The organism is Butyricimonas muris (assembly GCF_046365375.1).
GTDB lineage: Bacteria > Bacteroidota > Bacteroidia > Bacteroidales > Marinifilaceae > Butyricimonas > Butyricimonas muris.
The window spans coordinates 308,340-328,723 of record NZ_JBKEIT010000001.1; the positions used below are offsets into that span (position 1 = coordinate 308,340).

Sequence of the window (20,384 nt, forward strand, 5' to 3'; positions counted from 1 at the left end):
TTGAGATTTAGAATAAAATATAATTGTAGGTTTTAGGTTGTTGATAAATAATTTAAAATCTACAATTTAAAAATTTAAAATTATTATGGTTTCATTATTTATCAACTGGGATGTCAGTCCCGAGATTTTTAATTTAGGAGGCTTCTCTATCCGGTATTACGGTTTGTTGTTTGCGTTGGCGTTTGTTTGCGGATACAAGGTAGAAGAGAAGATGTTCAAATCAGAGGGATTAAGTCAGCAATGGTTGGACAAATTATGGATATATGTTGCCGTGGCAACCGTGATCGGTGCTCGATTGGGACATTGTTTCTTTTACGGGTGGGAATATTATCAGAACCATTTATTGGAAATTGTTTTGCCATTTCAGATCAGTCCGTTTAAATTCACGGGTTTCCAAGGGTTGGCGAGTCATGGTGCCGCGATAGGTATTATCGCGGGATTATGGTATTATTCCAAGAAAGTGAGTAAAAAATCAATCTTTTGGATATTGGATCGTGCCGTGATTCCTATTGCTCTTGCCGGTTTTTTTATCCGGATGGGGAATTTGATGAATTCGGAAATAGTCGGACTTCCGACCACTTTGCCGTGGGGTTTTATTTTTATCCACGGGCATAGGATTGAGAATCCGGAATTACCTCGTCATCCGGCTCAGTTGTACGAGGCAATTTGTTATTTAATCAGTTTTGCCGTGTTAATGCATTTGTATTGGAGAACGAACGCGAAAGATAAACAGGGTTTTTTATTCGGCATGTTTTTGATCTTGATTTTCGCAGCACGTTTCTTTATCGAGTTCGTGAAAGAGGATCAAGAGGCTTTCGAGGCTTCGATGACATTGAATATGGGGCAATGGCTGAGTATTCCTTTTGTCCTTGTGGGTATCTATATGGTATGGAGAAATAAAATGCCGTTGAAAGCGAAGTAATTTATGACTAGGTGAATATGGGTTACGATAAAAGATTCATGAAAGAGGCAATTCGAATTGCCGTGGAGAATGTGAAGAATGGGACGGGAGGTCCTTTCGGGGCTGTTGTTGTGAAAGGCGGGGAGATTATTGCATCTTCCGGGAATACGGTAGTACCGGATAATGATCCGACAGCTCATGCCGAAGTGAATGCTATTCGTAAGGCATGTAGAAATTTGGATTCCTTTCAACTGGAAGGATGTGAGATCTATTCCAGTTGTGAGCCTTGTCCGATGTGTTTGGGGGCAATTTATTGGGCTCGTCCGAAAGCTGTTTATTATGCTTGTACGAAAGAGGATGCGGCTGAAGGCGGATTTGATGATTCTTTTATCTATAAGGAAATCATGTTGGATGGTTCGCGACGTTTTATCCCGTTCGTGAACGAGAAAGAAGAGGGTGCCGGGGAGGAATTTGAGCTTTGGCGTGAGGAAAAGAACAAAGTCAAGTATTAGAATCTCTGTTCTATAAAGTTATGAATAGGGCGTGTTTTGAGAAGGATACGCCCTATTTTTATGTCCTATTTCCAAATATTTCTTGCTGTTTTTCTCTTTTTTTATTAAATTTGTAAACCTCAGGTATTTGCTTTCTGTATAAATACATGTCACTTCTTGGCATTCGAGGGCGTTTTCGGACGCTACAACATTTTATGTTGTGTTTTTGTTTAACTTTTGAAATAGGAGGAACGTGGAGCTGAAAAATGTACTGAAATATTCGTATACCGAATTAATAGATTTATTTGAAAAGGACTTCCCGAGTATATTGCATAACGCAAGGATAAGCGATGATTGGAGAGTCTTCGAGCAATTTTTGAAAGAATATATTCGAGCGACTCTAATCAGACGTCCTTCGCCTCTTTCTATACGGCGTTTTTTTCGCATGTTCGTGAATCGTTCCCGTTATATTCATGATTTCTCGACGGGTGAGAAAATCCGGTACGAGCCGATAAAATGGTTATGGGAGGCTTTGCGGGGGGAAGATAATGATGTGCATCAGGACTTTTTGATCGACAGGTATTTTTTGTTTAAACAGTTTCAAAATAGCTTTGATGTATTGTCAGATCAAGAGCAATGCAAGAATTGGAGAGAACGTTGGGAAGTGGGTACGGATGAAGATGTTGCCGAGGAACGCCGGGAGAATAGAAAGCGAATATCTTATTTGTTAATTCGTAAAATAGAGCAACGGGATAAAATGAATTCCCGTTATCGTTTTGCCGCGGAAACGAGTGAAGAGGACAAAATGAGGCTGATAGACGAATGGTGGAAAGACTATAAATTTCATTTGACGATGGCAATACGGGAACCGGATGAATTGAATCTGTTTTTGAATCATACGTTATCTGACAAAACGATGCAAATCCTGCATGATGCAAAGCGGAAAGGAATACCTTTTTTCGTGACGCCTTATTATTTATCCCTGTTGAGCGTGAAAGAGAACGGGTATGATGATTCCACGATTCGGAGTTACGTGATTTATTCTCGGGAACTGGTAGAGAATTTCGGACATATTCAGGCTTGGGAGAAAGAGGATGTCGTGGAAGCCGGTAAGCCCAACGCGGCAGGTTGGTTATTGCCAAATTCGACAAATATTCACCGTCGTTACCCGGAAGTGGCTATTTTTATTCCGGATTCGATGGGGCGTGCTTGTGGAGGATTGTGCGCTCTTTGCCAACGGATGTATGATTTTCAAAAAGGGCATCTGAATTTTAACTTGGATCGCTTGAAGCCGATAGAAGGATGGGAGAGAAAGATGGAGCGGTTGATGACTTATTACGAGTATGATTCTCAATTACGGGATATTTTGATCACGGGAGGTGATGCATTGATGAGTCAGAATTCGACGTTGGAGAAAATTCTGGATGCCGTTTACCGGATGGCGGTTCATAAACGGGAGGCTAACAGGGAGCGGACTAAAGGAGAGAAATATGCCGAAATCCGGCGGGTGAGATTGGGTTCTCGTTTATTGGCGTATTTGCCGAGTCGGATTGATGATGGATTGATTGATGTCTTGAAACGTTTTCGGGAGAAAGCCACTCGTGCGGGGATACAACAATTTTTTGTGCAAACGCATTTTGAATCGCCGTTGGAGATCACGGAAGATGTGGTACGTGCGGTACGACGCTTGCTGGATGCCGGATGGATTATAACGAATCAACTCGTGTTTACCGTGGCGGCATCCCGCCGGGGACACACGGCAAGGTTGAGGGAGGAATTGAACAAAATAGGAATTTTGACTTATTATACTTTTTCAGTGAAAGGCTTTGGTGAGAACTATGCTCTGTTTGCCCCGAACAGTCGCTCTATGCAAGAGGTAAAGGAAGAAAAAATATACGGTCGTTTGTCCCCGGAATTGGAGAAAGAGGTGTTGGATATATTGAAGCGTCCGGAATTACTGAATCCCGGTTTGGTTCGTTTATTAGAGAAATATGGTCAACCCTTCTTGGCTACCGACCGGAACGTGATGAATCTGCCGGGGATAGGAAAAAGTATGACTTTTGTGACAGCCGGTTTGACTAAACAAGGGAAGCGAATTTTACGTTTTTCCTTGGACGCGAATCGTCGACATAGTCCCGGTGTGGATAATATCGGGGATATTTACATCGTGGAGAATAAATCTATCGCGGCATATTTACGCCAGTTGGAAGAATTAGGAGAGAATGTTGAAGACTATTTTTCTATATGGCATTACTCGGAAGGGCACACGGAATCCCGCTTTGCTTTGTTCGAGTATCCGGAGCAATACACGGGTATCACGGATGATTTTACAAATTTGATCATAGAGTCTTAAAAAGAATTGCGTATTTGTAAATTTTAGGCTATCTTGGCTGTTGTGTTTAAAAAATACGTTTATGAAAAAGATCAATTTAGTTTCAATCGTAGTATTGTGTATTATTTTGCTTGCCGGATGTGCCGGAGAACCTAATCAAGAGGTGAATATTATTCCTCAACCCCAGAGTGTGGCTGTTGAGGATGGTGGTTTCAAACTATCCCCGAAAACGGTGATTAACGTTGTGCAAGGAGCGGAGGATTTGACTCCCGCTTGTACTTTCCTTAGTACATTGACTGAAAAATCTTTCGGGACACCTTTAAAGATCGAGAAAGGTGCTGCCAAGAGTAATGCAGTGAACATTACTGTTGATCCTTCCATGAAAGCTGATGCTTATGAGTTGACCGTGAGTGAGAATGCTATTCATATTCAAGGTGGAAGCTCAAAGGCAGTATTTTACGCCATGCAGAGTTTGCGGCAGATGATGCCTGTCGGGATAGAGAAAGGGGAAAAAATGAACAAAATAAGAATCCAGAATGTACGGATTCAAGATGAACCTCGCTTGGGATACCGGGGTACGATGTTGGATGTTTGTAGACATTTTTTCACGGTGGATGAAGTGAAGACTTTTATCGATATGCTGGCGTTACATAAATTGAGCGTGTTCCATTGGCATTTGACGGATGACCAAGGGTGGCGTATCGAGATTAAAAAATACCCGGAATTAACCCGGATAGGCAGTCAACGTAAACAAACCGTGATAGGTAAAAATACCGGAAAATATGACGGGAAGCCTTACGGGCCGTATTTCTTCACGCAAGAGGAGATAAAAGATGTCATTCAATACGCGGCTGACCGCTATATTACAATTATCCCGGAAATCGAACTTCCCGGGCATGCTTTGGCTGCGTTAGCAACCTATCCGGAATTGGGATGCACGGGTGGTCCTTACGAGGTTTGCCAGATGTGGGGTGTTTTCCCGGAAGTTTTTTGTCCCGGAAACGAGAAGACATTTGAGTTTTGGGAAGGGGTGTTGACCGAGGTTGCCGAGTTATTCCCGTCTGATATCATTCATATCGGGGGAGACGAGTGCCCGCGGGACGAGTGGAAAAAATGTAAGAAATGTCAGGCTCGAATGAAAAAGGAGAATATGAAGGAGGAGTACGAGTTGCAGAATTACGTGGTTCACCGGATTGAAGCTTTTTTGAAGACGAAAGGGAAGAGGATTATCGGTTGGGATGAAATTTTGGAAGGCGATGTTTCCAAGACAGCTATTGTTATGTCGTGGAGAGGTAAGAGCGGTGGTATAGCCGGAGCGAAGAGGGGGAACGAGGTGATTATGGTACCGAATGATTACGCTTATTTTGATTATTACCAAGCGAAACCGGTGGAGGATGAGCCTTTCGGTATCGGTGGCTACGTACCCGTGGAGAAAGTGTATAGCTTGGATCCCACGGAAGGGTTGACTCCCGAGGAGGCAGCAAAAATCATTGGTGTGCAGGCTAATTTGTGGGCAGAGTATATCACGACTTTCAGTCACGCTCAATACATGTTGTTGCCTCGTATGGCGGCGTTGTCAGAGGTGGCTTGGACTTCGCAAGCGCGAAGAGATTATTCAGGTTTCTTGAATAGAGCCAAGTTGTTAACGCAACGTTATGACGCCTTGGGATATAATTTTGCCAAACATATTTTGCAGGAGCCGAAAACGAATGAATAAGATATTATGGTTTGCCTTTTTCTGTTGTAGCATCGGGGGGATTCTCGGATGCTCTTCGGAGAAGGAGATAAGAACGGAGGTTTCTTCCGGTTGGCAATTCCGTCAAAAGGATAGTGGCGACTGGCTTCCGGCAACTGTTCCGGGGACAGTGCATACGGATTTGCTGGCAAACGGGAGAATAGAAGATCCTTTTTATCGGATGAATGAACTCGGATTGCAGTGGATTGATAAGAAGGATTGGGAATATAGAACCGAGCTTTCGGTTGATGATGAGCTGATAAACAAGAAAAATCAATATCTTGTTTTTAAAGGATTGGATACGTACGCTGATATTTACTTGAACGGTGAGTGTATCGGTTCCGCGGATAATATGTTCCGTACGTGGAAATTTGATGTTTCCGGTAAATTGAAAGCCGGGGATAATGAATTGCGTGTTGTACTCGCTTCTCCCACTGCGAGAGGGTTGGAAGAGATGAAGCGTTACGGTTTGAGATTGCCGGCAGATAATGATCAAAGTGAAAGAGGGGGAATGGGACAGGATCGGGTAAGCGTGTACACCCGTAAGGCTCCTTATCATTATGGTTGGGATTGGGGACCTCGTTTGGTGGCTTCGGGGATATGGCGTCCGGTTATCATCGAGGCGTGGAGTGGTATGAAAGTGGAGGACGTGTATATAAAACAAACGGAGGTCACGAGGGAGTTGGCAACTTTAAGTGCGGATATTCGCGTGAAGGCGGATGTCGGACAAGAGGTCGAAATTGAGATTACGAGTGACGGGAGAGTCTTGGCTTCCGGTAAGAAGAGCTTGGAACGGGGAGAAAACAACGTTTCCGTGCCTTTTGAGGTGGAGAGTCCCCGGTTGTGGTGGAGTAACGGTTTGGGGGAGCAAAACTTGTATTCTTTTAAAGTGCGGGTGACGGGTGTCGAAGGTGTTGTTGCCGAGAAAGAGGTGACGACCGGATTGCGATCATTGAAATTGGTACGGAAGAAGGATCAATGGGGCGAATCGTTCGGTTTTGAATTGAATGGTGTACCCGTTTTTGCCAAAGGGGCGAATATTATACCGAATGATGTTTTTCTGCCTCGCGCGAATCGAGAGGTGTACGAGAAAATGGTTTCCGATGCCGCGAATGCTAACATGAATATGTTGCGGATATGGGGTGGCGGAATATACGAGGATGATGTTTTCTTTGAATTGTGTGACAAGTATGGGATTATGGTGTGGCATGATTTTATGTTTGCTTGCGCGATGTATCCGGGGAACAAGGAGTTTTTGGATAATGTTCGGGAAGAAGCTATTGATAACGTGGTGCGGACACGTAATCACCCGTGTATAGCCCTGTGGTGTGGTAATAATGAAAATGCGTTGGCATGGCGTCACGGTTCTCCCGGCGGGTGGGGTTGGAAACAGCAATTCACGAAAGAACAACAGGATACAGTGTTTAAGGCTTATTATGACGTGTTTCACGATTTATTACCGCACGTGGTGAGTGAATATATGCCCGGGTGCGATTACTGGCCTTCTTCCCCTATGGCGGGACCGGAACCGACTCAGCACGGGTTGGACGGAACGACTTCCGGCGACCAGCATTATTGGGGTGTTTGGCACGGTTTCCGTCCATTGGAGAGTTATGACGAGGTGACTACTCGTTTTTGTAGTGAATACGGGTTCCAGTCTTTCCCGGAAATGAGTACTATACGTACCTATGCTTTACCGGAGGATTATGATATTAACTCGGACGTGATGAAATCACATCAGCGGAGTTATATCGGTAACGGGCGTATTTCGGATTACATGAAAATGTATTACCGGGTTCCGACTGATTTCGAACAGTTTATTTATATGACGCACGTCTTGCAAGGGCTTTCGACGAAAATGGCTATCGAGGCGCATCGCCGGAATATGCCTTACTGCATGGGTTCGCTTGTTTGGCAATTGAATGATTGTTGGCCTGTCGCCAGTTGGTCGACCACGGATTATTACCACAAGTGGAAAGCGGCGCATTACGTGATGCGTGATTGTTTTAAAGAGCTCATTGTTGCCCCGAAGTGGCGGAATGACAGTATGCTCGTGTATGTTGTCAGCGACCGTTTGCAACCCGTGGAAGCTGAATTGAGTGTTGATGTGATGGATTTCTCGGGGAAAATTATCTATTCGGAGAAGTCCAATGTTGAAATTCCGGCTAATACATCAATTGTTTTAACGGGTATGAAGCGTTCTTTTTTACTTCGGGGGGCTAGTGGAAAGGATGTCTTTGCCGTGGTTCGTTTGACAGCGGGAGGAAAGAACGTGGATGAGAAAAACGTGTATTTCGAGTATCATAAAGATTTGAATTTGCCCCAAGAACCGGAATTGTCGATTCTGGCTCGGGAAGAGGGGAAGCAAAAGTATATTTTGGTAACGGCAGATAAATTGGCATGTAACGTGATGTTTGTTTTGCCGGATAGTACGGCTTTCTTTTCGGATAATTATATCGATATACTGCCGGGACGGACGTATAAAATAAACGTGAAGACAGATATTCCTCTTGCGGAGATTGAAAGACGGATACAGTACCGTTATCTACGATAAAAAATAAGAGCCGTGTATATTTTTGAACATGGCTCTTGTTTTTTATTAAAATTCTCCGAAATATCCCGGGGGAGAGTTTTCTCCTGCTCTTTTTCTATCAGCTTTTTTACTTCCCATCGTGTTAAAGCGGTAAGATATCGTCAGCATGTAATAATTCTGGGTATTTGTACTGTATCTGGTTTGCGTGTAAAGGTCTTGGATGCTGTAATTCAATAAATTCCTTTGGCGCAATAAATCCATTGCTTTGAATCTTACTTGAAGTTGTTTCCGTTTTAAGAATTTCTTCCCGATCTCCATGTTTAACATGCTATTGGATTGGTTGATATTCCCGCCTTTTTTACTTAGCGTGTAGCTATAAGAATAATCTCCGGCGAGAATGAATTCTTTCCAGAATACCCATTTGACGTTAGCGTTGACGGATTGACTGAAAGAACTGGACCCTTCCGTTGTCGTGCTTGTTGAAGAAGTGTAAGAGGTTGAAGAGCGAATATTGTAATCCAAGTTTTCTGAAACATTACTCGTGATCCCTAGATTGAATGAGGCCCTGTGTGAATTGGTAATATTCTTGATATTATCGTAGATCGACGGGCTTCTGGAATAACTGTAAGATAAGGAGGGGCTTAATCTTAATTTGAGAGCGTTGATCCCGAACGAGTAACTGGAATTCATGGAGATACTCCATTGACCATTTAAGTTTATAGGCGTGGAAAGCCGGGCTCCGCGCAATATCTCGTAACCATTGATAACCGTATCGTTTTCGATAAATTGGGTAGCGGTGGCTATATTATTGAACGAGTTATTGAAATTAAGCCCTATATTTAGAAAGTTGAATTTTTCTTCTGAAATTTTTGAACTGCTGAAACTGAGAGAGGCTGATTGTGAAAATGTTTTTTTCAAATCGGGATTACCTTTGGATACACTTAACTGATCACTGACGTCCAATACATCTTGCAGTTGACTTGCACTGGGTGAACTTGTATTTCCATTATAGCTAAAGTTTAAATTGCTTCTTTCTGTCAGAGAATAGTTGAAATTGAATTGAGGAGAAAGATTCAAGTAATTATTTTTCACGAGTGAATCCGGGGCGTTTAAATACTCGTATTTGTTTTTTTCACTGGATAAATTAATGGAACCACCCCCGTTGAACGAGAATTTTTCTTTGTAATAATTGTAATTGACCCCGATACTATTATTTATTCTGGTATTACTGATTTTGTTCGTGAGAGAGGTGTCAATACCTATGATTTCGGTAAAAAGAGCGTCTTTATAAGATATACTCTCTTTATCCGATTCGTCCTGACTGTAACTTAACGAGTAATTGAAAGATAAACGGGCGTGTTCGGTCAAAGGTTCGGAATAGGATACGGAACCTGTTAATGAATTTGAAAAGCTTTTTGTACTGTTGATCAGGTTACGCAAAGTATCTCTTTTGTTGATAATACTACTGTCTTGTTGTATCCCGTCGCTTTTCGTGTCACTGACATTTATATTTCCGTTTATCGTTAATGTCCGTCCTCTTTTGGCAAACCCATGCATCCACGAGAAATTTCCACCGAAAGAATAAGAATCGTTATGGTTTTGGCTTTTGGCATTTGTGATATTTAATGTATCACCGTCTTGAATACTATTTCCCAATCTGATGGAGCGGCTATCCGATTTGCGTAACGAGAATGACGGGGAGAAGCTGATCCTGTCTTTTTCACTGATTTCATAACTGAAGCGGGTATTGACGCTATGGCTGGAACTCTCGGACCAAGAGTGATTCTCGTTCTCGTAAATTTTACTTTGGTAACTTTCTGATGGGAAATAATCCTGTCGGGTAGAACTGGCAGAGTAGGATTCGTTATCGCTACCACTATAACCGCCGGTTAGTTCCAGACCTTTTTTGAAAGTATTGAAAAAGTCCATGCCGAAGTTTTTACCCCTGTTATGTCCCCCTTTTCCCTTGTAAGAGGCGTTAGGTAAATCCGAACCTTGATTCGTGTTACGCAAACTTCCCCGGATAGAGAATCTGCGTTTACGATTGAACGCGTTTGCGTTCGCGTCCAGATTGTAGTTGTTGTTTTTGAAAGAATCTTCGACATCATCCGATATGCCGTAACCTAATCCGGCTTTACCGAATATTTTTAATTGATCCGGATTCTTGGTTTCAATATTCAAAGAGCGGAATTTCTTACCGTCATTGTAACCGGAGAAATTCGCTTCCTCACTTTTCCCGTCAAACATCTTGATTTTAGAAACGATATTTGCCGGTAAGGTTTGTAGGGCTGCCATCGGGTTATCAAGGAAATATTCCGTGCCGTCAATATAGATGCGTTTGACTTCTTCTCCGTTTGCCATGAGTTTGCCGTCCACGAGTTCAAACCCCGGTAATTTTTTTAATAAATCTTCCAGTTCCGCGTCTTCCGGGACTTTCACGGCTGCCGCGTTAAATTCGGTTGTATCGCCTCTTTGGATGATAAGAGGCGGTTTTGCCGTGATAACAACTTCATCCAGTTCTTCCGGTAAAAGTTTAATAATCCCCACGTTTGTATCCGCTTTTACCAGATATTTTTTGGTCGTGGGTCTGAATCCGACATAAGAGGCGGTAACGATTACTTCCCCTGCCGGTATATCCTTTAGCGTGAATTCGCCCATGGCGTCCGTTACCGTGGTAGGTTTCTTTTCGGCTCCCAAGTATATATGGGCTCCCGGTAATGTATCGTCATCCGAATCCCCGACGATAACACCTTTAATCGTGTGTACGACGGTTTTCTTTTCCTGTTGTTTGACAGTATCTTTTCTTACCGTATCCCTTACCTGCGTTTGAGCCAGTAGTGACACGGGACTAACGGTCATCAGTAAAATAAAGGCTATTTTGAAAATATGGTGTAGCATGATTTTTCTTTTCTATTTTAAACAAAAATAGATATAATATTATGGAACAGCCATAATAAAAGGCGGGTTTATGATTTCTTTAAATACTGTTTTAACAAATAATTTAGAAGTTTGTTAGAAAGTGATACAAGCGTGTATTCCCGGTCGTTTTTCGATAATCGTGGGAGAGAGGGAGATGCTGCTCCTTCCGTATGGCTTAGTGAATATATAGCTACTTCCGACACCGATGGCAGCCCCGCATAGAATGTCCCACCAGTCATGTCGGTCACAATGAGTTCTGGTCCAAGCCACGTATCCCGAAAGGAGATAGGCGGGGATTCCGAATTTCCAGCCGTAACGCCGTTGTATAAATGAGGCTCCTTGAAAAGTAACTGTCGCGTGTCCTGACGGAAAAGCGTGATGATTGCTACCGTCAGGGCGTTTTTTCCGAATGGTATGTTTTAGAATATAACTTACTCCCACGGCGGTCACGGCGGAAAAGACGAATTGTTTAGTGCCTTGGTAGTCTTTTTTCAATAATGTTGTTGCTAGGCAAGCGACAGGAGTCGCGTAGTAAATGATATCACCGGAAGTTTCTATCGCTTTCTTTTGGGCTGATAGACGGGGGATGAATATTATATTCAAGAGAAAAAATAGGCTACAAAATAGACAGAGTGATTTTTTTTTCGCGAAAGGCTGTTGTTTCATCTTGTTGATTATTAAAAACTCACCGCGAATGTATAAAAAAATGTGCGACAAGAAGTCGAAAAAAAATGATTTATCATTTCCAAATTTCAAAAATAGTCGTACATTTGCAGCCGTTATCGCCAATTTAGCTCAGCTGGTAGAGCAACGCATTCGTAATGCGTAGGTCTGGGGTTCGAGTCCCCAAATTGGCTCATGAAAGAGAGATTGTTTATGTTGAAAGCAATCTCTCTTTTATTTTTGTATTAATTCTTACTTTGGAATAATCCAAATACTGGTGTATTTTCGTGTGACAAGTAAATTTATTACATTTGTATCTGAGAATTATATGGATTTTTAGGTCTGAATATACTAATTTATACGTATTTACTTGTGTTTATGAAAAAAGGAAGATTATTTTTGAGTCTATTGACTTGTTGTGTTTTGTTGGGGGCAAAGAATGGAAATGCCCAGTCGTGGAAAGATATTTTGAATTCTTCCACGGTAAAGGATGTGGTGAATACACTTACGGGAAATGTGATCAAGTTTTCTGATTTGCAAGGGAATTGGAATTACGTGGAACCCGCGTGTAAGATGACGAGCGATGACAAATTGAAAGAGGTGGGAGGGACGCTTATGTCTTCCACTTTGGAGAAGAAGATCACGGCTGTTTACACGAAAGCGGGTATCGTTCCCGGTAAGTTTTCGTACACGTTTAACAGTGACAGTACTTTTACGAATGTTATCGGGAAGAAGACGTTGAAGGGAACTTATTCTTTAGACGAGAAAAATAGGGTACTTGTGTTGAATTACACGCTGGGAAATGCTTTCACCGTGAAGAGGACAGAAGTACAACTGACAAAATCGGGAGATCAGATTTCGATGCTTTTTAATGTCGACGGGTTGATGAAGTTTGTCAAGGTGCTGTCGTCAATGGTGAAGAAATCTGACACATCGTCTACTTTAACTTCTCTGTTAAATGGGTATGACGGAATGCTTCTCGGGTTCGAGATGAAGAAATAGCACTTGTTTTTATATAGGAAAAAGTGAAGGGGAAGGTGCAAAAAACCTTCCCCTTTCGATTTATTAAATATTTAAACTCCGGAATTTAATTCTGTACCCGGGTGGAGTGGTTATTCTGCGATAATTTCCCAAGGATAAGTCACGTCGCCGGTTTCATTATATTTGTACCCTTCGGCAGGACTCCATTCCATATTGGAAGGTTTGTTGGTATAGGGTTTCGAGCTGTATTTTCCTCCTTTCAAAATAAAACCTCCGATAGGTGTGCCGGGTTGGTCTTCATCCGAAGCGAGGCAGCAAGGCGTGCGGTCGGAGTAGAACTCGCCGCTTTCAACCTCGATGATGCCGTTCCATGCCGCGTAAAGTGCATAGAATGCATCATTTTGGGGTTGATTAGGTGTCTTCTTTGCTAATGCTTTCACCTTCGTGAGTAGAATATGTGAGCCTCCGTTACAGGCAATGGCTCCCTGTACGCCCTCGACAGTAGCGTCCTTGATAGTCATTTTACCACCATCTTGAGCACGCACGCAATACGCCCACGTGTTTGGTCCATTCAAGTTCGTGGATGTGGAGCGGATGTATCCGCCTTCAATATGAATCTCTCCGCCACCGGCAATGGCAAAGTTTGAGGCAACAGCCTGCACGTTCTTTACGGTCATCACAGCCTTGGCATCATTGTTCCAGAACAGGGTACCCGAACCGATGGTGTTCGTCGTGTAATGACCGCCTTCGACAGTTAAGGTTCCTTTGTTTTCCACCACGCGTTTTTTGAAGTTGATAGCACTCTTGTCGTTGCCTTTGATGGTCAGTTCGCTGGTGTTGATGAAACAAACATCCTCGTGGCTTGATTCTACTGCGTAATTGGAATTGCTCTGGTGAAGCGTGATGGTTGTCGGTTTTGTAATATTAATAGCTCTTGCAATAGACGACAGGTCGTAATAGCGCCGAATGGTCACTTCGCCGCCCGCTTCGATTTGTTTAACCAAGCGGTTCACTTCGATGTACCGGTCTTTGGCAACGCCGTCGACAATCACTTTCGGGGCATAAGGACGACTGCCGATATTGTAGTCACCAGCCCACCAACCGATGTAGTTATCAGTGCGGTCGCAGGTGGGAATATTATCGGCTTGTTGTGCCACGGTATTGTTCTTCAATTCGATTGTGTACTTACTGTAAGCCTCCGGTTGGGATGAACAGTTAGCTATCGTGCCGATAAAGGCATGGGAATAGCATTGTTCCATCTCATAGACACGGTCGTTTACATCCTCTGCACATTCGTACACTTTGTCGAACGAGATGTTGCTTACCGAGCAGCCTTCAACCGTCACGTTGCGTTCGAATGACTGGATGTAACCTATCAAACCGCCCGTTTGGTAAAGTCCTTCTGCCGGGGCTGTGGTTTTTAGGGCGCAACCGTTTACCGAGCAGTTGCGTATGGTGATGTCTTTATCGGAGTTACAGATGAATCCGACCAAGCCGGCTACCTTTTGGTAGCTGGTGATAGTAGCGTTCTTAATGTGGCAGTTTTCTATCGTACCGTGGTCCATGCGTCCGACTAAGGCACCTCCGCGATGGCAAGTTACGGTAGCTTTGTCGATGGTCAGGTTTTTCACCGTACCTTGGAGCACGTAGAACAGTCCGCCATAGTAGTACCCCTTGTCATTGCTGTTTCCCGTGTAATTGTCCACGTAGAGGTTACTGATGGTATATCCCGCTCCATCCAATTCTTTGAAGGCTTTGCCTTCTGTGTCAATCGGTACCCACGGGTTGGATGTGTTGCCTTGCATATCCAAATCGGCTGTCAGCACGATGCGTGTACATTTTTTCGTGCCGATTAGGTCAACGGCTTTCTTCAGGGTGGCTACATCACCTACGGCGTATGTTGTTACTATGCCGGCGCTTTCCTCGAAAGAGATTTCGCCTACCGTGCCGAGAATCTCGACGTTACCTTTTTTCACGTTCAATTTATTTACTGTGACTCCTTCCGGGATAACCAATGTGTTATCAGCCGTGGTGGCGTCTATTTCCTCGTAACTTCCGCTTAAGGTTACGGTTGACTCGGGAAGGTTGATGGTCACCTTTTTGGCGGATGGAATGGCGAGTGTTACGGCGGCAGGAGCTTTGGTTTCTTCTTCACCGGAATTGAGGGTTATTTCCTGTTCCGTGGCAGGTATAGAGATGGCGAGTTGTACGGCGTTGTTTTCCTCGTATATCTTCGGAATACTGATTGTGACTGCATCCGTGGCGGGTGCTTCTTTTACCACGATGTTGGTGGCGCCATCCTTGAGGGCTTGTGCCACCTCAGCCGTGGTACCCACTTCGACAATCTTACTCTCGATATCGGGGGTATTAAATTCCGGGTTGATGGTCACGCTCATGCTTCCCTTCTTCGTCAACAGGTTACCGGACACGTTGGTCTTGTAGTTGCGGCGGATGGGGATGTTGTGAAATGCGTCGTTGGTGGTGATATTGGTCTTGTTGTTGATAAACGTCATCGAGAAGTCAGCCAAAGTGCTTCCCTCCTCCGGTGTTGCCCAGATGTAGTCGATGGTCAACAGACCGGTGTTGCCATTGGATACGGTCGCGGTGTACTCTAATGCAGTTTCAGCGCTCGCCACTCCCGTCAGTGCGTTGAACTCGGTGGGTACGGCTTTGAAATTTACTTTTACATGGGTCGGCTTCAAGCTTGCGTCTTTGATCTCGCTCAAGTCATTTGTTGTCACGTTCAATTGCCCGAAAGGACGGGTGAGTGTAACTTCTTCCGCGAAAGCCTCGGTCACTTTGAGCGTTTTTTTGGCAAAGAATGCGTCGAATTCGTCATTGTTCCCGGCGTACTCTTTTGCCTTGATAGCTGTAAGGCCATTTGCCGTGGTGTAGTGCTTATCCGCATTACTCTCCCCCGCGACATCTGCCCAGAACACGAAGTCGTAGGTTTGCGAGGTCACCAAGCGTAAATCGGAGAAAGTGGCTTGGTTTTGGGATACGGTTGCAATCTTCCGTTCCCCGTACAATTCCCCGTTCCGGTAAATTTCCAAGATACAGCGGTTTATTTGTGTTCCGTCACCGGCTGCACGGCTCATGGTACCCGCTTGCGGGATGGTCACGCTGATCGTTTGCGAGTTCGCGGCATCAAGTCCTTCGATCTTTTCTTTCTGGCAAGCTACAAGTGTAAATGCAAGGCTTGCAATGATTAAGAATAATTTTTTCATAATGTATTGAGTTTTTAGTGAATTACTATCCCATGGAAATTCATGGAAGATGGTAACTCAACGGTTTATATATATATTCTTCAAATTTTGTTGTTTATCAACCTCATTAGTGTATCTTTTTTAGTCTGGTATAACAATGTCTATTTCGCCGTCGAAGTCGGGATCGATGCCGATACCGGGGGAGTAGCTGCGTGTCAGGAACTTGTCGCGTATTGTTGTCAGTTTGCCGCGTGTGATGGGTACGTTGATTCCGCCTATTTCGTTGAGCACGACGCCTTCGCTGTCGCGGATGGTTAGTTTGACCGTTACCGCCGATTCCGTGCCGTTCACGAAGATATAGTCACTGGCAAGGTGTCCTTCTTTCTCCGAGAGCCGGATTATATTGCTGCTGAACGCCACTCCTAACCGGGCGTCGTTTGGTTTGTTGGTATAGGCGTTAAAACCGCACGGGAAGTAGCAGGTGTATTCCACTTCTACCCGAATCGTGGAAAGATCGGGCGTTCGGGAGAGTTTGTTGTCCGCCGTGGTTCCGGTTTTCGACAGTCGTTCGGAAAGTTTGTCGAGAAACTTGTCGAGATCGGTGGTGATAAACTCGATCTTTGCCATCGGGCGTTGGAGCGTGACGGTCTGTTTCACTGTCGCGTTCCATTGTTTGCGGTACCCCGTCAAGTCTAGTTCTTGGCGAGCGACGTACGTGTCTTTGTAGTCGTTGTTGCCGGTATATGCCTTGGTTTCGGGGATGCTGATGGACGCGAGCGAGTTAACGGTATAGTATTTGTCTTTTAACGTTCCGTCCTGCACGTAATCCATCCATGTCACGATGTAATATTTTGCGGCGTGCAACGGCAGCGAGGTGCTGATGGTATGTTTGCCGTCGACCGTCGGGTTGCAACAGAGTACGCGACGTGCAGCGGGAGTGCCGTTGATCTCGTCACGGAACACCTCGATGATCCAGCGTGTGTCGTGTTCACCGGCATTTGCGGTTTCGGAACGCGACGACGTGTAGGGTTCTATGCTCGGGTCGGTTTCAAACGTCAGGTCTACGTTCACCAGCGTGGGGTCGACACCCCCGTCTTTCGGGGACTCCAGAATTGTCTTGCCGCACCCTGTCATGGCGAGAACGAGTAGGCAAACGATATAGATAGCTAGTTTCTTCATGTCCATGCCTCCTTTATTTACCGAATTTATAAACCATGTTGATGCCGGCTTTCGTCAATCTCCAGTAGTTGTATGGCGTGTCTTTCTTGTAGCGGGCGCCGTTCGGGATATTATAGAATGTATCGTATTTCGTGTGAATGTAACCTGCGCCAATCGTGAACTCGGCTGCCCAGCGACGGGTGAAGGGGAGTGCATAGCCATAACTGATTCCTGCCCCGTAGAAACCATCGGGTGATTGGTAGCGGTTCTCTCTGTCTACAGAAATGTTAAACGCCCCTATGTTGAGGTGGATACCGAAGAAATGCCCTTTCATCGGCGAGTTTGGCCAGTAACGGAATTCCGGTTGAATGGCGAGAAAACGCAAACTGTAATTCCGTGCCACGGCGTAGGGGCTGTAAATAAAAGAGAGATCCATTGAGTAATGTTTGTTGAAAGCCATCTCTGTGCCGATGTTGGCGACCGTGGCTGCCAAGTAGACAACGTTCGTCTTTATTGCCCATTGGTAACACGGGTGCCGTTCGAGCGAGGCTACCTTCGCGGGTTTCGGCACGAGGAGAGTTGTCGTATCCGGTTGGGGAACGTCTTTGACTTCAACCTGTGAGGTCGGTTCCGGTATAATCGTATCGGTAGATTCTTTTTTCGCGATAAGTTCCTCTTTCGGGGGGATAGATAGTGCTACCACTTCATTTTGTTTCACCCGAAACAAGTAACTGACGGTAACCAAGTCCGCCACGTTATGCCACCGGTTGGGAGTGTTAGTGGTTTGGAAATGATGCTCCTTCATTCTCTCGTGGATGATAAAATAACTTTTTACTTGATTGCTTTGATTCCTAGTCTTTTGTAGGTTGATATCAGGTGAGCCGAACGAGTCGCAAAAACTGAGCACCCGCACTTTGATGTCCCCATTTTCAATCTCTTGACGATGCTTGCGGATAGACAGACCGAGGAGTTCGATGGCTGTTTTATTTCTTTTATAGTTTTTGAGGAATAGTTTTTCGCCCGGGGAGAAGTGGAATATGACCGTATCTTGTGCCAAACTGTCTCGCATGTGGGTATTGTAGGCGAAAGAGGGCGTTTGGACTAACAATAACGCGAAAAGCGCAAGTGAGTAATAAGCCATCTGTAAGGCGCATTTCTGGTATTGGCGTGTTCGTGTCTTCCCGTAAACCATGCGGTATCCGGAATGTTGCCAAGTTTTGTTTCTCTTTACGTTTCTCATGTCGATATAGTATCATTAAACGATCGTTTAATGATACTGTAAATCGAAAATTTGTCACGAGTGATGTCATTTTCGCAATTAATTGTATATTAAAATTAACGAAAAGCTATCTATATAGTTGTGTTTTCGAAAAATGTTGATATATTTGCGCATTAATAAACGATGATTTAATAATATTTCCCCCTTTTAAGTTTTGTATAAAAATGAGAGGTATTAATCCCCTCTTCGGGGACAATGAGATGGGCTATATAATTTTAAATTTTTAGTTTGATTTACGGTACTTTTCCCCGTTTCGAGCGTGAATAAGGTAAAAAATTATACACACGGGTATTCCGATGCCCCCGATGACGCGTAAAAAAGATAGCGAAAAGATTTCGGAGGCAAGCATAAGTGATATACAAAAAACAAGGGAAAGCATGAGTTTTCCTGTACTTTTACAAAGCGCTTTGGAATCATACTTTTCCTTTTCTTCTTTTGTCATTGTGTTATACCCAGCGATAAGGGACGCTCCTTTACCGCGTAACAGTAAAATGGCGAGAACTAAAAAAATGGCAATAACACAAATCAAAACAATCATGTTTTCTTGTTTTAAAATTCAGAGGTAAAGTGGAATATTAACTTTTTATAATTGCTTTGTGCCATTTGGAGCATGTATTGCGATTCGGCAAGAAACACGTCCCGTCCCCATTTGTCCTTGGCAAGATACTGTGCTTTATGAAGCTTGAAATCTTCCAGTTCCTTGTCGTCCAATGCTTCAATCCAGCAAGCCTTGTAGAGGTTGATCGGTTCCCAGCGACAAGCCGCACTATACTCGTGAAGCAAACGATATTCGATGACTTCAAACTGAAGGGCACCCACTGTTCCGATGATCTTCCGGTTGTTGAACTGGTTGACAAAAAGCTGGGCGACACCTTCATCCATTAGTTGGTCGATGCCTTTTGCCAGTTGTTTTGATTTCATGGGATCTGCATTCTCGATATACTTGAATAATTCCGGCGAGAAACTGGGTATTCCCTTGAAATGTAGTTTTTCTCCTTCCGTGAGGGTATCGCCGATTTTGAAGTTTCCCGTGTCATGCAGCCCGACGATGTCACCGGGATAAGCCTCGTCGATAATAGATTTCTTGGAAGCCATGAATGCAGTCGGAGTCGAGAATTTAAGGTTTTTACCTAATCCCACGTGGAGGTAATTCGTGTTACGTTTGAATGTACCGGAACAAACTTTCACGAAAGCGATACGGTCACGGTGGTTCGGGTCCATGTTGGCGTGTATTTTAAAGACGAAACCGGTAAATTTCTCTTCTTCCGGCGACACGATACGTTCCTCTGTTTCACGCGGGAGGGGTGTAGGTGCTATTTCGATAAAACAATCCAGCATTTCCCGGATACCGAAATTGTTCAAGGCAGAACCGAAAAACACGGGTGCCAGTTGCCCCTGCAGGTAGGCTTCCCTGTCTGCGGCGAGGTAGACTTCACGCACGAGTTCCAAATCTTCACGCAGTTTGGAGGCTGATCTTTCACCGATATGGTTATCCAGTTCATCGGAATCTATATCGTTAATTTCAATCCCGTCTTGTATGGTCTGCACGCTGGCGGAGTAAAGGCACAAGTTTTCTTTATGTATATTGTATATACCCTTGAAGACGTCTCCGTTGCCGATAGGCCAGCTCAGAGGGGTTACCTGAATTTGAAGTTCTTTTTCTATTTCATCCAACAGGTCGAACGGGTCCTGTCCCGGGCGGTCGAGTTTGTTGATGAACACGATGACCGGGGTTTTGCGCATCCGGCATACTTGCATGAGTTTGCGGGTTTGGCTCTCGACACCTTTGGCGGAGTCAATCACGATAATTACGCTGTCGCAAGCCGTCAGTACCCGGAAAGTATCTTCGGCGAAATCTTGATGGCCGGGAGTGTCAAGAATATTGATTTTAACGTCTTTGTATTCAAAACCCATAACGGATGTGGCAACCGAGATTCCTCTCTGGCGTTCTATTTCCATGAAGTCGGAAGTTGCCGTTTTCTTAATTTTGTTTGATTTTACGGCACCTGCTATATGGATAGCACCCCCGAATAACAATAGTTTTTCCGTTAATGTAGTTTTACCCGCGTCCGGGTGGCTGACAATACCGAATGTCCGTCTTTTCAAAATCTCTTCCTTGAAACCCATTTGTCTTGATGATTTTAGATTTTATTTTCGCGGGTGCAAAGATAGAAATAAATTTTAAA

General features: G+C 44.2%; 13 protein-coding genes and 1 tRNA gene. 7 read left to right on the top strand and 7 right to left on the bottom strand.

The window, feature by feature from the left end; all coding sequences use genetic code 11:
• The first annotated feature begins 85 nt into the window (after positions 1 to 85).
• The 5 genes from lgt to ACK8P8_RS01290 all read left to right on the top strand — a co-directional run bounded on the left by lgt (position 86) and on the right by ACK8P8_RS01290 (position 8,013).
• Positions 86 to 922: a prolipoprotein diacylglyceryl transferase gene (lgt, locus tag ACK8P8_RS01270; protein ID WP_369860021.1), complete on the top strand. Its 837-nt coding sequence runs from the start codon at positions 86 to 88 to the stop codon at positions 920 to 922.
• Between the two features lie 17 nt (positions 923 to 939).
• The gene (locus ACK8P8_RS01275) at positions 940 to 1,413 is read left to right on the top strand and encodes a nucleoside deaminase (RefSeq protein ID WP_186975672.1); all 474 of its coding nucleotides are present in this window, start codon (positions 940 to 942) and stop codon (positions 1,411 to 1,413) included.
• Positions 1,414 to 1,645: 232 nt separating this feature from the next.
• Positions 1,646 to 3,745 carry a KamA family radical SAM protein gene (locus tag ACK8P8_RS01280; protein ID WP_369860023.1) on the top strand — a complete coding sequence of 700 codons (2,100 nt, stop codon included), beginning with the start codon at positions 1,646 to 1,648 and terminating at the stop codon, positions 3,743 to 3,745.
• Positions 3,746 to 3,806: 61 nt separating this feature from the next.
• Positions 3,807 to 5,441, top strand: a complete 1,635-nt coding sequence (locus ACK8P8_RS01285; RefSeq protein ID WP_227214894.1) for a beta-N-acetylhexosaminidase — start codon at positions 3,807 to 3,809, stop codon at positions 5,439 to 5,441.
• Positions 5,434 to 8,013, top strand: a complete 2,580-nt coding sequence (locus tag ACK8P8_RS01290) for a beta-mannosidase (protein ID WP_369860024.1) — start codon at positions 5,434 to 5,436, stop codon at positions 8,011 to 8,013. Before ACK8P8_RS01285 ends, ACK8P8_RS01290 begins: the two co-directional genes overlap by 8 nt.
• Positions 8,014 to 8,058: 45 nt before the next feature.
• Here the strand turns inward: ACK8P8_RS01290 and ACK8P8_RS01295 are convergent, their stop codons facing one another.
• Both ACK8P8_RS01295 and ACK8P8_RS01300 read right to left on the bottom strand, forming a co-directional pair.
• Complete coding sequence (locus ACK8P8_RS01295) at positions 8,059 to 10,890, bottom strand: TonB-dependent receptor (protein ID WP_369860025.1); 2,832 nt, start codon at positions 10,888 to 10,890, stop codon at positions 8,059 to 8,061.
• Positions 10,891 to 11,004: 114 nt separating this feature from the next.
• Entirely contained in the window at positions 11,005 to 11,577 is a 573-nt protein-coding gene (locus ACK8P8_RS01300; RefSeq protein ID WP_369860026.1) for a phosphatase PAP2 family protein, read from the bottom strand.
• A gap of 118 nt (positions 11,578 to 11,695) precedes the next feature.
• On the opposite strand from ACK8P8_RS01300, the gene ACK8P8_RS01305 reads away from it, so the two are divergent.
• Positions 11,696 to 11,768: transfer RNA gene (locus tag ACK8P8_RS01305), tRNA-Thr, on the top strand.
• 184 nt (positions 11,769 to 11,952) lie between these two features.
• Complete coding sequence (locus ACK8P8_RS01310) at positions 11,953 to 12,576, top strand: DUF4923 family protein (protein WP_369860027.1); 624 nt, start codon at positions 11,953 to 11,955, stop codon at positions 12,574 to 12,576.
• 110 nt (positions 12,577 to 12,686) lie between these two features.
• On the opposite strand, the gene ACK8P8_RS01315 is transcribed toward ACK8P8_RS01310, so the two are convergent.
• The 5 genes from ACK8P8_RS01315 to ACK8P8_RS01335 form a co-directional block, all read right to left on the bottom strand.
• Positions 12,687 to 15,782, bottom strand: coding sequence for a DUF6562 domain-containing protein (locus ACK8P8_RS01315; RefSeq protein ID WP_369860028.1), 3,096 nt, complete (start codon positions 15,780 to 15,782; stop codon positions 12,687 to 12,689).
• Between the two features lie 120 nt (positions 15,783 to 15,902).
• Positions 15,903 to 16,946, bottom strand: coding sequence for a DUF6562 domain-containing protein (locus ACK8P8_RS01320; RefSeq protein ID WP_369860029.1), 1,044 nt, complete (start codon positions 16,944 to 16,946; stop codon positions 15,903 to 15,905).
• Between the two features lie 7 nt (positions 16,947 to 16,953).
• Positions 16,954 to 18,159: a DUF3575 domain-containing protein gene (locus ACK8P8_RS01325; protein ID WP_369860030.1), complete on the bottom strand. Its 1,206-nt coding sequence runs from the start codon at positions 18,157 to 18,159 to the stop codon at positions 16,954 to 16,956.
• 262 nt (positions 18,160 to 18,421) lie between these two features.
• Positions 18,422 to 18,736 (bottom strand): DUF3784 domain-containing protein, encoded by a 315-nt coding sequence (locus ACK8P8_RS01330; protein WP_369860031.1) that lies wholly within the window; start codon positions 18,734 to 18,736, stop codon positions 18,422 to 18,424.
• Between the two features lie 11 nt (positions 18,737 to 18,747).
• Positions 18,748 to 20,325 carry a peptide chain release factor 3 gene (locus ACK8P8_RS01335; RefSeq protein ID WP_369860032.1) on the bottom strand — a complete coding sequence of 526 codons (1,578 nt, stop codon included), beginning with the start codon at positions 20,323 to 20,325 and terminating at the stop codon, positions 18,748 to 18,750.
• Between the last annotated feature and the right edge of the window lie 59 nt (positions 20,326 to 20,384).

Excerpts from the sequence above, each read along its gene's own strand:
- ACK8P8_RS01300 (WP_369860026.1), bottom strand. The coding sequence starts at position 11,577 with ATGAAACAACAGCCTTTCGCGAAAAAAAAATCACTCTGTCTATTTTGT.
- ACK8P8_RS01325 (WP_369860030.1), bottom strand. The coding sequence starts at position 18,159 with ATGAGAAACGTAAAGAGAAACAAAACTTGGCAACATTCCGGATACCGC.
- ACK8P8_RS01335 (WP_369860032.1), bottom strand. The coding sequence starts at position 20,325 with ATGGGTTTCAAGGAAGAGATTTTGAAAAGACGGACATTCGGTATTGTC.
- ACK8P8_RS01295 (WP_369860025.1), bottom strand. The coding sequence starts at position 10,890 with ATGCTACACCATATTTTCAAAATAGCCTTTATTTTACTGATGACCGTT.
- ACK8P8_RS01330 (WP_369860031.1), bottom strand. The coding sequence starts at position 18,736 with ATGATTGTTTTGATTTGTGTTATTGCCATTTTTTTAGTTCTCGCCATT.
- ACK8P8_RS01315 (WP_369860028.1), bottom strand. The coding sequence starts at position 15,782 with ATGAAAAAATTATTCTTAATCATTGCAAGCCTTGCATTTACACTTGTA.
- lgt (WP_369860021.1), top strand. The coding sequence starts at position 86 with ATGGTTTCATTATTTATCAACTGGGATGTCAGTCCCGAGATTTTTAAT.
- ACK8P8_RS01320 (WP_369860029.1), bottom strand. The coding sequence starts at position 16,946 with ATGGACATGAAGAAACTAGCTATCTATATCGTTTGCCTACTCGTTCTC.
- ACK8P8_RS01290 (WP_369860024.1), top strand. The coding sequence starts at position 5,434 with ATGAATAAGATATTATGGTTTGCCTTTTTCTGTTGTAGCATCGGGGGG.
- ACK8P8_RS01310 (WP_369860027.1), top strand. The coding sequence starts at position 11,953 with ATGAAAAAAGGAAGATTATTTTTGAGTCTATTGACTTGTTGTGTTTTG.
- ACK8P8_RS01285 (WP_227214894.1), top strand. The coding sequence starts at position 3,807 with ATGAAAAAGATCAATTTAGTTTCAATCGTAGTATTGTGTATTATTTTG.
- ACK8P8_RS01275 (WP_186975672.1), top strand. The coding sequence starts at position 940 with ATGGGTTACGATAAAAGATTCATGAAAGAGGCAATTCGAATTGCCGTG.